The 14,012-nt window shown below is 65.5% G+C and carries 14 protein-coding genes; 12 read left to right on the top strand and 2 right to left on the bottom strand.

From position 1 onward, the window contains the following. Positions 1 to 75: 75 nt before the first annotated feature. A complete protein-coding gene (locus I6F37_RS07735; protein WP_036000044.1) occupies positions 76 to 1,263 on the bottom strand; it encodes a pyridoxal phosphate-dependent aminotransferase in 1,188 nt (395 codons plus the stop codon). A gap of 205 nt (positions 1,264 to 1,468) precedes the next feature. Here I6F37_RS07735 and I6F37_RS07740 point away from each other — a divergent pair, with 205 nt between their 5' ends. From I6F37_RS07740 to aat, 10 genes are all read left to right on the top strand, one after another. Next, positions 1,469 to 2,869, top strand: coding sequence for a M48 family metalloprotease (locus tag I6F37_RS07740; protein WP_036000048.1), 1,401 nt, complete (start codon positions 1,469 to 1,471; stop codon positions 2,867 to 2,869). Between the two features lie 97 nt (positions 2,870 to 2,966). After that, positions 2,967 to 3,734 (top strand): DsbA family protein, encoded by a 768-nt coding sequence (locus I6F37_RS07745; protein WP_036022886.1) that lies wholly within the window; start codon positions 2,967 to 2,969, stop codon positions 3,732 to 3,734. Positions 3,735 to 3,943: 209 nt separating this feature from the next. Beyond that, complete coding sequence (locus tag I6F37_RS07750; RefSeq protein ID WP_225150841.1) at positions 3,944 to 4,819, top strand: DUF1236 domain-containing protein; 876 nt, start codon at positions 3,944 to 3,946, stop codon at positions 4,817 to 4,819. A 226-nt stretch (positions 4,820 to 5,045) separates the two neighbouring features. Beyond that, positions 5,046 to 5,513 (top strand): type II 3-dehydroquinate dehydratase, encoded by a 468-nt coding sequence (gene aroQ, locus I6F37_RS07755; protein WP_036022884.1) that lies wholly within the window; start codon positions 5,046 to 5,048, stop codon positions 5,511 to 5,513. Between the two features lie 35 nt (positions 5,514 to 5,548). Continuing rightward, a complete protein-coding gene (gene accB, locus I6F37_RS07760; RefSeq protein ID WP_036000059.1) occupies positions 5,549 to 6,037 on the top strand; it encodes an acetyl-CoA carboxylase biotin carboxyl carrier protein in 489 nt (162 codons plus the stop codon). Between the two features lie 82 nt (positions 6,038 to 6,119). Next, positions 6,120 to 7,478, top strand: a complete 1,359-nt coding sequence (gene accC / locus I6F37_RS07765; RefSeq protein WP_225150843.1) for an acetyl-CoA carboxylase biotin carboxylase subunit — start codon at positions 6,120 to 6,122, stop codon at positions 7,476 to 7,478. A 106-nt stretch (positions 7,479 to 7,584) separates the two neighbouring features. Then, entirely contained in the window at positions 7,585 to 9,111 is a 1,527-nt protein-coding gene (locus tag I6F37_RS07770; protein ID WP_036022881.1) for an ATP-binding protein, read from the top strand. Next, positions 9,108 to 9,548 carry a response regulator gene (locus I6F37_RS07775; RefSeq protein WP_036000093.1) on the top strand — a complete coding sequence of 147 codons (441 nt, stop codon included), beginning with the start codon at positions 9,108 to 9,110 and terminating at the stop codon, positions 9,546 to 9,548. Before I6F37_RS07770 ends, I6F37_RS07775 begins: the two co-directional genes overlap by 4 nt. Then, positions 9,545 to 10,660 carry a sensor histidine kinase gene (locus I6F37_RS07780; protein WP_225113972.1) on the top strand — a complete coding sequence of 372 codons (1,116 nt, stop codon included), beginning with the start codon at positions 9,545 to 9,547 and terminating at the stop codon, positions 10,658 to 10,660. Before I6F37_RS07775 ends, I6F37_RS07780 begins: the two co-directional genes overlap by 4 nt. A gap of 55 nt (positions 10,661 to 10,715) precedes the next feature. After that, complete coding sequence (gene aat / locus I6F37_RS07785) at positions 10,716 to 11,396, top strand: leucyl/phenylalanyl-tRNA--protein transferase (RefSeq protein WP_225150844.1); 681 nt, start codon at positions 10,716 to 10,718, stop codon at positions 11,394 to 11,396. 12 nt (positions 11,397 to 11,408) lie between these two features. On the opposite strand, the gene I6F37_RS07790 is transcribed toward aat, so the two are convergent. Further along, positions 11,409 to 12,437 (bottom strand): DUF2155 domain-containing protein, encoded by a 1,029-nt coding sequence (locus tag I6F37_RS07790; RefSeq protein WP_192893224.1) that lies wholly within the window; start codon positions 12,435 to 12,437, stop codon positions 11,409 to 11,411. 204 nt (positions 12,438 to 12,641) lie between these two features. Between I6F37_RS07790 and I6F37_RS07795 the strand changes: the two genes are divergently transcribed. Together I6F37_RS07795 and I6F37_RS07800 are read left to right on the top strand one after the other, a co-directional pair. Continuing rightward, positions 12,642 to 13,688: a Na+-dependent transporter gene (locus I6F37_RS07795; RefSeq protein ID WP_225113970.1), complete on the top strand. Its 1,047-nt coding sequence runs from the start codon at positions 12,642 to 12,644 to the stop codon at positions 13,686 to 13,688. Between the two features lie 38 nt (positions 13,689 to 13,726). Beyond that, on the top strand, positions 13,727 to 13,981 hold the full coding sequence (locus I6F37_RS07800; RefSeq protein ID WP_036000102.1) for a PepSY domain-containing protein: 255 nt from the start codon (positions 13,727 to 13,729) through the stop codon (positions 13,979 to 13,981). The last annotated feature ends 31 nt before the right edge of the window (positions 13,982 to 14,012 follow it).

Consider the following 14,012-nt stretch of genomic DNA (forward strand, 5'->3'; position numbering starts at 1 on the left):
AATGTGGCGTAGCGGCGGACGGGACGGAACGGTCTGACAAGCTGAACTCCGGAAGGCTGAAGAAAACTGGCGCAGTTATTTAAGCCACTCAGCAATCCGGTCAACTGCCTCACGCATCTCCCCTGGCGAGCGCGCATAGGAGAAACGAATGAACGAGCGGCCATGGATGGGATCGAAATCAAGGCCGGGCGTTGCCGCCACGCGCGCCTGCTCCAGCATCTGCTTTGCGAATTCGAAACTGTCGGCGGTGAAGTCCGAGACGTCTGCATAGAGATAGAAGGCGCCGTCGGCCGGCAGGAATTTCGTCAGTCCCGCCTTGGGCAAACCATCGATCAGGACACGCCGGTTTTCCTGGTAGCCGTGCTTGATCTCCTCCATCTCGGCCGCGCCGTCGAAGGCGGCCTCCGCCGCGATCTGCGACAGCGAGGGCACCGAGATCGAGAGGTTCTGCTGCAGCCGCTCGATCGGCCGCACCAGGATTTCAGGCACCACCATCCAGCCGACGCGCCAACCGGTCATACAAAAATATTTCGAGAACGAATTGATCACGAGCGCGTGCTCGGACAGCGCGGCCGCAGTCACGGCCGGAAACGCGTAATCGAGCCCGTGATAGATCTCATCGGAGATGAAGCGGATGCCGGCATCTTCCGCGGCCGCGATCAGGCCGGCGAGCGCTTCACGGGACATCATCGTGCCCGTCGGATTGGCGGGGCTGCCGACTAGAACACCCTTCAGCGGCGCCTTGCGATGCGCTGCGAGCAGGGCCTCGCCGGTGAGCGCGTGACGCGTTTCGTTCGTGGTCTCGATCAGCACCGGCTCGCAGCCGAGCGCGGTCAGAATATGTCGATACGGCGGATAGCCCGGCACCGTCACGGCGACGCGATCGCCAGGTTCGAACATCGACAGAAAGGCCAAGATGAAGCCGCCCGACGAGCCCGTCGTCACCACGATCCGCTCGGGGCTGACATCGCAGCCATAGGCGTCGCGATAATGGCGCGCGATGCGCGCGCGCAAGGAAGGGATGCCGAGCGCGGACGTATAGTCGATTCGTCCGGCCTCGAGCGCCGCATGGGCGGCCGCGATCGCGGTCCTGGGCGCGCCGGCCGCGGGCTGGCCGACCTCCATGTGGATCACATGACCGCCGGCGGCCTCGATTCGGGCCGCCGCGGCCATGACGTCCATCACCATGAACGGGGGAACATCGCTGCGGCGGGAGGGCTCGAGCCACTGCCCCAACCGGTTCCTCAATGTCGCGTCGTGCATCGATTTCTGCTATTGGCTGGCGAACCGGTCCGTCCGGTCCGTAAACGGGGCGCTTGTGCCCCAGACTGGCCGCATTGTACGGCTCATAAGGGCACCGCTCACAAGGGCATATCGCGTATCCGGTCCGCCGCCAATCGCCAAAACCAATCACTGAACTGCTTGACCAAGACCACTTGACCGAGCCCCTTTTGACCAAGACCGCTTGATGTCGCTCCAGATCGCATTGCGCAAGAAGGCCTCCGCCCTCACCGCCCTCGTCACGGCCACGGCGATCGCGCTGACGCCGTTCTCGGCCGCGCGCGCGCAGGCCAAGGGGCTGCCGGTCCTGCGCGACACCGAGACCGAGCAGCTGCTGCGCGAATACACGCGTCCGATCCTGCGCGTTGCGGGTCTGGAGAAGCACAACATCCAGATGGTGATCATCAACGACGGCTCGTTCAACGCCTTCGTCGCGGATGGCCGCCGCATCTTCGTCAATTGGGGCGCGATCCTGCAATCGGAGACGCCGAACCAGATCATCGGCGTGCTCGCGCACGAGACCGGACACCTGGCGGGCGGCCATCTGTCCAAGCTGCGCGAGCAGCTCGCCGCCGCCCAGACCCAGATGATCATCGCGATGCTGCTCGGCGCCGGCGCGATTGCGGCCGGCAGCACGCAGCGCAGCAGCGTAGGCAACAACGGGCTCGCCAATGCTGGCGCGGCCGCCATCGCCGCTCCGCAGGAGGTGATCCGCCGCACGCTGCTCTCCTACCAGCGCCAGCAGGAGGAGAATGCCGACCGCGCCGGCGTGAAATTCCTGGCTGCGACCCAGCAATCGCCCAAGGGCATGTACGAGACGTTCAAGCGCTTCACCAGCGAGAGCCTGTTCGCCGCGCGCGGCGCCGATCCCTATCTGCAGTCGCATCCGATGCCGGCCGAGCGCGTCGCTGCACTACAGGAGTTCGCAAGCTCCAGCCCCTACTGGAACAAGAAGGACGATCCCGCGCTCCAGCTTCGGCATGACATGGTCCGCGCCAAAATCTCCGCCTTCATGGAGCGGCCGGAGACGGTGTACCGCCGCTATCCCCAGACCAACGACAGCCTGCCGGCGCGCTATGCCCGCGCCATCAGCACCTATCTGCACGGTGATCTGCGCAGCGCGCTCGCCCAGATCGACGCGCTGATCCAGGTGCAGCCGAACAACCCGTATTTCTACGAGGTGCGCGGCCAGGCGCTCCTGGAAAGCGGCAAGGCGGCCGAAGCGATCGCTCCCTTGCGCAAGGCCGTCGCCCTCTCGAACAACGCCCCCCTCATCGAGATGTTACTTGGGCAGGCTCTGGTCGGAACCGATAATAAGGCCTACACCGACGATGCCGTTCGAATTCTCCGCGCCGCGGTGGCCCGGGAGCCCGAGGCGGCGCTCGGTTATACCCAGCTCGCGATGGCCTATGGCCGGAAGGGAGATTATGCGGAGGCAGATCTCGCCTCTGCGCAGGCCGCATATTTGCGCGGCGACAACAAAACCGCCCGCGAGCTTGCCACGCGCGCGAAAACACGTTTCGCCGTCGGCACCCCCGGATGGGTCAAGGCCGACGACATCGTGGCGGCGAAGCCGCCGCGCAACTGACGCAAACTCGAACGACGCCCGACCACGACGTCACGACACCGGGCTTGAATCCGCCGGGACGTTTCTCGAAACCTGCTTTGGATAAGAGGATTTGACTATGCCTTCGCTGCGCCTGCTCGCTCCTGCCCTGTTCGCGCTCGCCATGTTCGGCGCAGCCGTGCCCGCCTCGGCCGACAGTTTCTCCGACAGCCAGCGCACCGAGATCGAGAAGATCATCAAGAACTATCTCGTCAGCCATCCCGAGGTGCTCGAGGAGGCCATGGCCGAGCTCAGCAAGCGCCAGGCCGCGGCCGAAACGCAGAAGCACCAAGCCAGCATCGCGCAGAACGCCGAGGCGATCTTCAACTCGCCGCGCCAGGTCGTGCTCGGCAACAGGGACGGCGACGTCACCTTCGTCGAGTTCTTCGACTACAATTGCGGCTATTGCAAGCGCGCGATGGACGACATGCTGACCATCATGAAGGGCGATCCGAAGCTGAAGGTGGTACTGAAGGAATTTCCGGTGCTGAGCCAGGGCTCGGTGGAAGCGGCGCAGGTCGGGGTCGCCGTGCGCATGCAGGATCCCTCCGGCAAGAAATATCTCGACTTCCATCAGAAGCTGCTCAGCGGCCGCGGCGCCGCCGACAAGGCCCGCGCGATGCAAGCCGCCAAGGAAGCCGGTCTCGACACGGCTCGCATCGAGAAGGACATCGCCAGCCCCGAGGTGCGCGCCACCCTCGAGGAGAATTTCAAGCTCGCCGAAGCGATGGGCATGAACGGTACGCCGAGCTACGTGATCGGCAAGCAGATCGTGATCGGTGCCGTCGGTGTTGAAAGCCTGAAGGAGAAGATCGGCATTGCCCGTTGCGGCAAGGCGACCTGCTGATCACAGTTTTACGATAGCGAGAACACAAAAAGGCCGGCAGACATGCCGGCCTTTTTTCTTGCGCTGAACGTTGGCGCCTTCGTGCAAAGTCATTCATCTGGCGTTCAACAAACAAAAGCCGCGGAACAGTCGAAGTTCCGGAACAACTCAAATCCCCTTTCGTTGTCGGCGCGGGCAATGACGCGAATGAACACGTGAGGAGAATTTCGATGTTGAACCGCTTTATGATTTCGGTTGCCGCAGTCGCGCTCGTCGCGGGCACTGGCCTCGCGAACGCGCAGGGCAATATGGGCCGCGACAGCGGCGGCGGCGCCGGTGGCGCGCAGATGCAGCATTCGCAGCCTTCCGGCGGCGCTGCTGAGCGCGGTGGCTCGATGAGCCAGGACAAGGGGACCGTTGGCCAGGCCGGCGGCTCCGGGACGATGAAGTCCGAAGACAAGTCCGGCGCGATGAAGGACGAGCGCTCCTCGGGCGGCGCGATGAACAAGAACGCGGCCGAGGACAAGTCTGGTACCACCAAGGGCCAGCGCACCGATGATCGCGCGCAGGGCCAGATGGACAAGTCCCAGCAGGACAAGTCCAAGAGCATGAGCCAGGACACCAGCAAGTCCGGTGCTAAGGACCAGAAGGACATGAAGGCTGAGGGCAGCAAGAGCGGCACCTCGACCACCGAGACCCGACAGGGCACCGGCACGAGCACCAAACAGAATGCTCAGGGCCAGACTGGCACCAGCACCAACCAGAACGTGCAGGGTCAGACTGGCACCAGCTCGACCCAGAACGCGCAGGGCCAGAGCTCGACCACGGTCGGCCAGGCCGGCGCCGCTGCCAAGCTTTCGACTGAGCAGCGCACGCAGATCACGTCCGTGATCCGCGAGCAGCGCGTCGCCCCGGTGACCAACGTGAACTTCTCGATCTCGGTCGGCACCCGCATTCCGCGGGAGGGCATCACCCTTCACGCCCTGCCGTCTCGGGTCGTGTCGATCTATCCGGAATGGCGGAGCTACAAGTATGTCCTGGTCCGGGAAGAGATCGTCATCATCGATCCGGACACCTACGAGATCGTGGCTGTGCTGAACGTCTAAGGCGGACACGGGCAATCTCAGGGGCGGGCAGCGATGCCCGCCCCTTTGCATGCGCCCGGCAGCCATGCTTCGGACTGGTTAACAAGCAATTTCCGTGGTTTCCGCACAGGTTTTTGCGCACTGGATGAGGTGCTTGAACCCAACCTCAAGGCCCTTCAAGGCTTCCCCTCACGCGCTTTGTTACCTATAACCCCCGCCACGCCGAAGCACCTCTTCCGGGATTGGAATGGCCGAACCTGCAACCGACACGATCCTCGTCCTGAACGGGCCGAACCTCAACATGCTGGGGACCCGCGAGCCCGACAAGTATGGCCATGCGACGCTGGCCGACGTCGAGGCGCTGTGCCGGGACACGGCCGCGACGTTCGGCCTGAAGGCGGACTGCCGGCAATCCAACCGCGAAGGCGAGTTGATCGATTTCATCCACGAGGCGCATGCGCGCAAGATGAAGGGCATCATCATCAATGCCGGCGGCTATTCCCACACCTCGATCGCACTGCACGATGCGCTGCTCGCGGTGCAGATTCCGACGGTCGAGGTGCACGTGACCAACATCCACGCCCGTGAGAGTTTTCGTCACCATTCCTACACCGCGCGCGCGGCTTTCGCCTCGCTCTGCGGTTTCGGCATCGAGGGCTACCGCCTCGCCATCCAGGGCCTTGCCGCCAAGCTCGGCATCAAGCCCAACGCCTGACGCTCCCTTCCAACAGAACATTCGGATCAAACAACATGGCGCGCCAGCCAGACGACAAAGCAGCCGCAAAGTTTTCCAGCGAGGATTCCGCGCTCGTCCGCGAGCTGGCACTTCTGCTCGATGAGACCAGCCTCACCGAGATCGAGATCGAGCGGGCGGGTCTGCGCCTGCGCGTCGCCCGCAACATCAGCGTTGCCGCGACCATGCCGATGCAGGTGACGGCTCCTCCGGCCGCCCTGCCGCTGGCAGCAAGCCCCGCGGCCCCTGCCGCGGCCGATCTGTCGAAGCATCCCGGCGCCGTGACCTCGCCGATGGTCGGCACGGCTTATTGGGCGCCGGAGCCGGGCGCAAAGCCGTTCATCGACGTCGGCACCAAGGTCTCGGTCGGCCAGACCCTGCTGATCATCGAAGCCATGAAGACGATGAACCAGATCCCCTCGCCGCGCGCCGGCACGGTGACGCAGATCCTGGTCGAGGACGGCCAGCCGGTCGAGTACGGCGAGCCGCTGGTGATCATTGAGTGACGCGAATGGGGAATAGCGAATAGCGAATGGCGTCAGCCTTCCCTACTCGCCATTCGCCACTCGCCATTCGCTGCAGGACAACATGTTCGACAAGATCCTCATAGCCAACCGCGGCGAGATCGCCCTTCGCATCCTCAGGGCCTGCAAGGAGCTCGGGATCGCCACCGTCGCCGTGCACTCCACCGCCGATGCCGATGCCATGCATGTGCGGCTGTCGGACGAGAGCGTCTGCATCGGGCCGCCGGCGTCCAAGGACAGCTATCTCAACGTGCCCGCCCTGCTCGCGGCGTGCGAGATCACCGGCGCCGATGCCGTGCATCCCGGTTACGGCTTCCTCTCCGAGAACGCGCGCTTTGCGGAAATCCTCGCCGAGCACAATCTGCACTTCATCGGCCCCAAGGCCGAGCACATCCGCCTGATGGGCGACAAGATCGAGGCCAAGAAGACCGCCAAGCGCCTCGGCATCCCCGTGGTGCCCGGCTCGGACGGCGCCGTCGGTCCCGACGACGATGCGACGGCGATCGCCAGGAAGATCGGCTTCCCCGTGCTGGTGAAGGCGGCGGCGGGCGGCGGCGGCCGCGGCATGAAGGTCGCGCACAGCGAGGCCAACCTGCAGCTGGCGCTGTCGACGGCGGCCAACGAGGCCAAATCCGCCTTTGGCGATGCTTCCGTCTATCTGGAAAAATACCTGCAGAAGCCGCGCCACATCGAGATCCAGATCCTCGGCGACGGCCGCGGCGGCGCGATCCATCTCGGCGAGCGCGACTGCTCGCTGCAGCGGCGCCACCAGAAGGTTTGGGAGGAAGGCCCCTCGCCCGTGCTCGCCGCCGCCGCGCGCGCCAAGATCGGCGAGACCTGCGCGAAAGCGATGCGCGAGATGAAATATCTCGGCGTCGGCACCATCGAATTCCTGTTTGAGGACGGCGAGTTCTACTTCATCGAGATGAACACCCGCATCCAGGTGGAGCATCCCGTCACCGAGAGCATCACCGACATCGACCTCGTGCTGGAGCAGATCCGCATCGCCGCCGGCGGCGACCTGCCGGCCAGGCAGGATGAGGTCCAGGTCATCGGCCATGCGATCGAGTGCCGCATCAACGCTGAGAATCCGCAGACCTTCCGCCCCTCGCCCGGCCGGATCCTGCAATATCATCCGCCCGGCGGCCTCGGGGTGCGGATCGATTCCGCCGTCTACCAGGGCTACACGATCCCGCCCTATTACGACTCCCTCGTTGGCAAGCTGATCGTGCACGGCAAGACCCGCGCCGAATGCCTGATGCGGCTGCGCCGCGCCTTGGACGAGATGGTGGTCGAGGGCATCGAGACCACGCTGCCGCTGTTCCGCGCGCTGGTGCGCGAAGCCGACATCATCAACGGCGACTACCACATCCACTGGCTGGAGCAGTACCTGGCCGGCAAGGTGGAACCAGCGCCGCGATAATCACGTCCTCTCATGGAACCCCTTGCCTCCAATCGCGTTCTGGATGGTTGGGGCCAGTTCCAAGGGGGCGTTTTGAACTCCATTGCCTGCAGACAGGTGAACCGTCGTGACGGCTGAAGGCCAGCGACGGCGCGCATTCTGGCAGATCCTGCTGTTCGCGGCGGGCCTTTTGGTGCTGACCGTGATCAGCGCCGGTTCCGTCTACCTCGTCAACAAGGCGCGGGAGGACAGCAAGTGGGTGGTTCACACCATCGAGGCTGAAAACCAGATCAACGCCCTCCTCTTGGAAATCCGGCGTGCGGAAAGCACCGCCCGCGGCTACCTGCTGACCCAAAGATCGGATTTCAAGGCAGACCACGACAAGGCCATCGCTGCAATCGTGCCAGCGCTCGACAGGCTTACACGCCTGATCGGCGACAATCCGCAACAGCGCAAGAGCATCGAAAAGCTGAGTTCGGTGATCGAGACGCGGCTCGGCCAATTCGCGCAGGAGATGGATTTCATCCGTCAGGGTCAGCCGGAGAAGGCCGCAGGGTTGGTGCGCGAGCTAGCCTCCGCCGATACCACGGCGGCGATTGCCGAAGTCGCGACGGGAATGCTTCAGGAGGAGGAACGGTTATTCCGCCTCCGCACGGCCAACTCCGACCGCAGCCAGACCCTGGCCGCTTCGATGACCGGTATCGGATCCGGCCTGGTTGTGGTGCTGGCGCTGATCTCGATCTGGCTGGTGCGGCGTTCGACACGCGAACGCGATGCGGCCGAAGCGCGCCTGCGCGATGCCAACCTCAATCTCGAGGCCGTCGTCGACGAGCGCACGGCGGATCTGCGCGAAGCCAACGACGAGATCCAGCGCTTTGCCTATATCGTCAGCCACGATCTGCGCTCGCCGCTCGTCAACATCATGGGCTTCACGAGCGAGCTCGAAGAGCTCGGCGGCGACATCTTCCGCCGCATCGGCAGCCTCGCGCACGCCCCCGCGGATGGAGCGCCGCTCGCGCCCGCCGCTCCGGGCGAGATCGCGCTCGAGGGCGCCGACAAGCAGCTCCATGAGGATTTCTCCGAAGCGCTCGGCTTCATCAAATCGTCGATCGCCAAGATGGACCGGCTGATCTCGGCCATCCTCAACCTCACACGCGAGGGCCGGCGCGAATTCCAGCCGGTGAAGGTCGACACGCGCGAGCTGATCGAGGCCATCGTGACGACGCTGGCGCACCAGGCCGCCGAGGCGCAGGCCGAGATTCACGTCGAGCCCCTGCCGGACCTCGTGAGCGACCGTCTCGCCCTCGAGCAAATTTTCTCCAACCTGATCGACAATGCCATCAAATATCTCAAGCCCGGCGTGCCCGGCGAGATCAGAATCCGCGGGCGGACCAAGCTCGGCTACGCTATCTTCGAGGTCAGCGACAACGGCCGCGGCATCGATCCCAAGGACCACCAGCGGATATTCGACCTGTTCCGCCGCGCGGGAACCCAGGACAAGCCCGGCCAGGGCATTGGTCTTGCCCATGTGCGTGCACTTGTGCGTCGCCTCGGCGGCACCATGTCGGTATCATCGGAACTCAACACGGGCAGCACCTTCACGATCACGCTGCCGATCGCCTGGAACGTGAGCAACCGGAACAGAGATCGATGACCCAGCCTGTCACCATCATCATGGTCGAGGACGACGAGGGCCATGCCCGTCTGATCGAGCGCAATATCCGCCGCTCGGGCGTCAACAACGAGATCGTCTCCTTCACCACCGGGACCGACGCCATGCGGCACCTGTTCGGCGCCGACGGCTCCGGGCTGGTGCAGAAGGGCAACGCGCTCCTGATCCTGCTCGACCTCAACCTCCCCGACATGACCGGGATCGACATCCTGAAGCAGATCAAGGAGAACAAGTACCTGAAGGCCTCGCCCGTGGTGGTGCTGACCACCACCGACGATTCCCAGGAGATCAAGCGCTGCTACGAGCTCGGCTGCAACGTCTACATCACCAAGCCCGTCAACTACGAGAATTTCGCCAACGCCATCCGGCAGCTCGGTCTGTTCTTCTCGGTCATCCAGGTCCCGCCCGCCGCCACATGAACCAGCGCACGCCGACACTGCTCTACATTGACGACGACGGGGCGCTGGCGCGCCTGGTCGATCGCGGCCTGACGCGGCGCGGCTTCCGGGTCGTCCATGCCGCGAGCGGCGAGGAAGGGCTCGAGCACATCCGCCGCGCCGCCGCCCAGAACAGCACCGAAGGCGGCATCGACGTCGTCGCGCTCGATCAGTACATGCCGGGCCTCGACGGGCTCGAGACGCTCGAGCAGATCATGGCGATCCCGGACGCGCCGCCCGTCGTGTTCGTGACCGCCTCGCAGGATTCCAGCATTGCGGTGACGGCGCTCAAGGCGGGAGCGGCCGACTATCTGGTCAAGGACGTCCAGGGCGACTTCATCCCGCTCCTCCACGTCGCCGCCGAAGGCGCGCTACGCCAGGCCGAGCTGCAACGGGCTCGCGAGGAAGCCGAGGCCGAGATCCACGCCTCGCGCGACCGCTACGCGGCGCTCGCCGCCGAACGCGAGCTCCTGCTGCGCGAGGTCAATCACCGCGTCGGCAACTCGCTCCAGATCATCGCCTCGCTGCTGCATCTGCAGGCAAGCTCCGCCGCGCAGGACGAGGTCAAGGCGGCGCTGACCAACGCGATGGGCCGCGTCGCCGCGGTGGCGCAGGTGCACCGCCGCCTCTACACCTCGCAGGACCTCAAGAGCGTGGTCCTCAATCAGTATCTGGACTCGCTGCTCGAGGATCTCCGCCGCTCGGCCGAAGGCAACCGCATGTCGCGCCTGACGCTGAAGGCTGAGCCGATCGAGATCGATCCGGACCGTGCGGTCGCCGTCGGCATCATCGTCAACGAGCTGGTGATGAACGCGGTGAAATACGCCTATCCCGACGGCGCCGGCCCGATCCATGTCGAGCTGATCTCGCAAGGCGACGACCTCCTGCTCTCGATCACCGACGACGGCGTCGGCGACAACGCCAAGGCCGATCCGCGCTCCACCGGCATGGGCCAGCGCATCGTCGCGGCCATGGCCACCAAGCTCGACGCCGCGGTCGAGCGCGATCCCGCGCATTCCGGAACCCGGGTCGTGCTGAAGTTCGGCCGCATGCCCGCAAGCGTCGGCAAGACCAGCACCGCTGCCGCCAGCTGAGCGGTCCGGCCGCACCCATCGCAACTGCATTGCGATCCTGCTATGATGGCAAGCCATGACTTCGCGCGACTCCGCCCCGTCTGAAATCACGCCGGCCGTGCTGCTGCGCGCTTATGCCTGCGGCATCTTTCCGATGGCGGAAAGCGCCGACGATCCGACCCTGTTCTGGGTCGAGCCGGAGCTGCGCGGCGTCATCCCGCTCGACGGCTTCCGCGTCGCCTCGCGCCTCGCGCGCACCGTGCGCTCGGATCAGTTTCGCGTCACCGTCAACACCGCGTTCAAGGCGACCATCGCCGGCTGCGCGGCGCCGCAAGTGGGCCGCGAGGATACCTGGATCAACAAGCGCATCCGCGACCTCTATGGCGGGCTGTTCGAGCTCGGCCATTGCCACAGCGTCGAAGCTTGGCAGGGCGACGAGCTGGTCGGCGGTCTCTACGGCGTCAGCCTGGGGCGGGCCTTCTTCGGCGAGAGCATGTTCCACACTGTGCGCGATGCCTCGAAGGTCGCGCTGGTGCATCTGGTCGCGCGGCTCATTCACGGCGGCTTCGAGCTGCTCGACACCCAATATGTCACCGAGCACCTGAAGAGCTTCGGCGCCGTCGAGATCTCGCGGCGACGCTATACCGCGCTGCTCGACAAGGCGCTGGCGGGCGAGCCCGGCGATTTCCTGAAGCTCTCCGCCGGCGAAGCGATCCCGGGCGCACGAGCCCTCGAGATCATCGCTGCGCGGCAATAACGAACAGCTCGGTTAGCGGCCAAATCCGGGAATGCCGAACAGGCCTGGGCGCTGCTCCGGTGGTGGCGGCGGTGGCGGCGCCGGTTGCTGCTGCTGGATCGGCGGCAGCGGCTGCGGCGGGCGCTGCTGCACCTGCTTGGGCGCGGCCTTCTTCTGCGCGGGCGGCGGTGGCGGCGGCTTGGCCGCGGCCGGATCCGGTGCCGCCGTCGCCACAGTCTGCTGCGGCTCTTTGCAGTCGGTCAGCCAGATGTCGTAGATCGGATGCTCGACGCCGTGCAGGCCGGGGCTCGCCGCGTACATCCAGCCCGAGAAGATCCGCTTCACCTCGCCCTGCAAGGTGATCTCGTCGACCTCGACGAAGGCGTCGGTGTTGGCCGCTTCAGTCGCCGGACGCGTGTAGCAGGCGTTGGTCTTGACGCGGAGCGCACCGAACTGGACGGTCTCGCCGATCTCCTCGTCGAAATTGATGATGCGCCCGGTGATCTTGTCGAGGCCGGAGAACGTCGCCTTCTTGTTCACGATCTTCTGGGCCGGCGGCTCCGTCACGACCTCGTCGCCCGGCTGGAGGCTGGCCGGCGTCTGCGGCACGCCGCCCTTCTGCTGGGGCTGCCGCTGACCGGGCGCTCCGGGAGCGCCTTGCGGACCCGGCGGAGTGATCGCGGCCGAGGGCGGCTGGTTCGGCGGTGCGAGGGTCGAGCCCGGCGGCGGTGCTAGGGGCTGGGTCTCGACCGGCCCGGGCATCACGTTGCCCTGCCGGCCCGGAGGCGGCGGCATCGGGCGCGACGGCAGCACTCGGCCCTGCGGCGGCAGCTCCGGCACCTCTTCGTCGTCCTCGGGCATCTGCTGCGGCTGGGGCTGGCCGCGCGGAATGCTGCCGGGCGGCCGCAGCGGCGGCGGATCGGAGAAGATCGTGCCGATCTGCGCACTTGCCGGCGTCGCAGCCGTCAGTGCGGTGGCGGCCAAAAGCGCCGCAAGACCGGTCAGGGAAAAGGTTTTGAACATTTCGCGCGGCTTCAACAGCGAATCGGGCTCGTTGGACATTCTACAGGGGATACCGCCGCTCGCAGGCCCTCCGGTTAACACGCCGAATACGGCGGGGGAAGGGCGGCATCCCTGCCCTTCCCGGCCCGGTCTGGCCAGGCCGGCTCCCGGATGGGATAGTCCTGAGCCCCTCGCCGGGGCACCCCCATGGCCGAAGGCGAGCATGCCCTCCAAAGCGCTACGCAGCCGATAATACCGACAGAAATGCCCTCCCTCCTCCGAGCCGTCCTCGCCCTTCCCCTGCGTGCCCTCGGCTGGCTTGGTGGCCAGGGCACGCGCGCGGTGGCGGCGATTGCCTTCATCGCGGTCGCGGTGCCGCCGCTCGGCGCGCTGCTGCGCCCCTACGTCACCGAGGCGATCTTCCTTCTGCTCTGCATCTCCTTCATGCGCGTCGATCTCGGCGCGCTGTACGGACATCTGCGCCGGCCGGCGCTGGTCGCGGCCGCCACCGCCTGGACCACGATCGGTGTGCCGCTAATCTTCGCCCTCGCTGCCCACGCGACGGGGCTCTCCACGAGCTCTCCAGGCCTTGCTCTCGCGCTGATGCTCCAGGGCATGGCCTCGCCGATGATGGCGGCGCCAGCGCTTGCCGCGCTGATGGGCCTCGATGCCGCGCTGGTGCTGGTCACGCTGGTGACCTCGACCGCGCTCGTGCCATTCACCGCCTCGCTGTACGCGAGCCTGTTTCTCGGCGGCATGCTCAGCATCTCTCCGATGACGCTCGGCTTGAAGCTGCTCGGCATCCTCGCCGCATCACTGGTGACCGCCACGATCATCCGCCGTCTGGTGGGCAGTGATGCAATCCAGCGCCACAAGCGGCCGATCGACGGCCTCAACATCATCATACTCTTGGTGTTCGCCTCCGCAGTGATGGGCGACGTCGCAACCGAGTTTCTCGCCGATCCGCTGTTCACGATCGCCGTCGCGCTGCTCGCTTTTGCGGTCTACTTCACCCTCCTCGCCGCAACCACGCTGATCTTCCGACGTGCCGGCACCGAGCGCGCGTTCGCGCTCGGCCTGATGGTGTCACAGCGCAATCTGGGCCTGATGCTGGCGGCCACCGCCGGCGCGCTGCCGGCGACGACCTGGCTCTATTTCGCGCTGACGCAGTTTCCGATTCACTTTGCGCCGTACATGCTGATGCCGATCGCAAGGCGCCTGACGGCACGCACGAATGGGTCCAGCGAGGCAAAAAAGGCCGAAGTTCACTCGTTTGTGTCACAGGAGCGCCGTGAAGGAACAACAATCTAAGGTGGCCGTTCAAGGTCTGTTACCCAAAGGAGGTCGCGATGAGGTTTGCCGTGATTTTGGTTCTCGGCTCGCTCGCGCTGGGCTCGGCCGCGAGAGCCGATCGACCCGGCCCCGACTGGATGCCGATGCAACAAGTGATAGCCAAGATCCTGGAGGCGGGCTATTCCGAGGTCACCAAGCTTGAAGCCGACGATGGCCGGTGGGAGGGCGAAGGCATCAAGAACGGCCAGAAGATGGAATTCCGTGCCGATCCCAAAACCGGCGCCATCGTGAGCGAGAAGCCGGACAAGTGAGCATCGCCGAAGTCCGCTTCTGAGCAACGCC

The sequence above is a fragment of the Bradyrhizobium sp. NBAIM08 genome (assembly GCF_020193935.1).
Classification (GTDB): Bacteria; Pseudomonadota; Alphaproteobacteria; order Rhizobiales; family Xanthobacteraceae; genus Bradyrhizobium; species Bradyrhizobium yuanmingense.

What these genes read in the sequence shown, in the direction of transcription:
- I6F37_RS07735 (WP_036000044.1), bottom strand. Translation starts at nt 1,263, where the DNA reads ATGCACGACGCGACATTGAGGAACCGGTTGGGGCAGTGGCTCGAGCCC.
- I6F37_RS07740 (WP_036000048.1), top strand. Translation starts at nt 1,469, where the DNA reads ATGTCGCTCCAGATCGCATTGCGCAAGAAGGCCTCCGCCCTCACCGCC.
- I6F37_RS07745 (WP_036022886.1), top strand. Translation starts at nt 2,967, where the DNA reads ATGCCTTCGCTGCGCCTGCTCGCTCCTGCCCTGTTCGCGCTCGCCATG.
- I6F37_RS07750 (WP_225150841.1), top strand. Translation starts at nt 3,944, where the DNA reads ATGTTGAACCGCTTTATGATTTCGGTTGCCGCAGTCGCGCTCGTCGCG.
- aroQ (WP_036022884.1), top strand. Translation starts at nt 5,046, where the DNA reads ATGGCCGAACCTGCAACCGACACGATCCTCGTCCTGAACGGGCCGAAC.
- accB (WP_036000059.1), top strand. Translation starts at nt 5,549, where the DNA reads ATGGCGCGCCAGCCAGACGACAAAGCAGCCGCAAAGTTTTCCAGCGAG.
- accC (WP_225150843.1), top strand. Translation starts at nt 6,120, where the DNA reads ATGTTCGACAAGATCCTCATAGCCAACCGCGGCGAGATCGCCCTTCGC.
- I6F37_RS07775 (WP_036000093.1), top strand. Translation starts at nt 9,108, where the DNA reads ATGACCCAGCCTGTCACCATCATCATGGTCGAGGACGACGAGGGCCAT.
- I6F37_RS07780 (WP_225113972.1), top strand. Translation starts at nt 9,545, where the DNA reads ATGAACCAGCGCACGCCGACACTGCTCTACATTGACGACGACGGGGCG.
- aat (WP_225150844.1), top strand. Translation starts at nt 10,716, where the DNA reads ATGACTTCGCGCGACTCCGCCCCGTCTGAAATCACGCCGGCCGTGCTG.
- I6F37_RS07790 (WP_192893224.1), bottom strand. Translation starts at nt 12,437, where the DNA reads ATGTCCAACGAGCCCGATTCGCTGTTGAAGCCGCGCGAAATGTTCAAA.
- I6F37_RS07795 (WP_225113970.1), top strand. Translation starts at nt 12,642, where the DNA reads ATGCCCTCCCTCCTCCGAGCCGTCCTCGCCCTTCCCCTGCGTGCCCTC.
- I6F37_RS07800 (WP_036000102.1), top strand. Translation starts at nt 13,727, where the DNA reads ATGAGGTTTGCCGTGATTTTGGTTCTCGGCTCGCTCGCGCTGGGCTCG.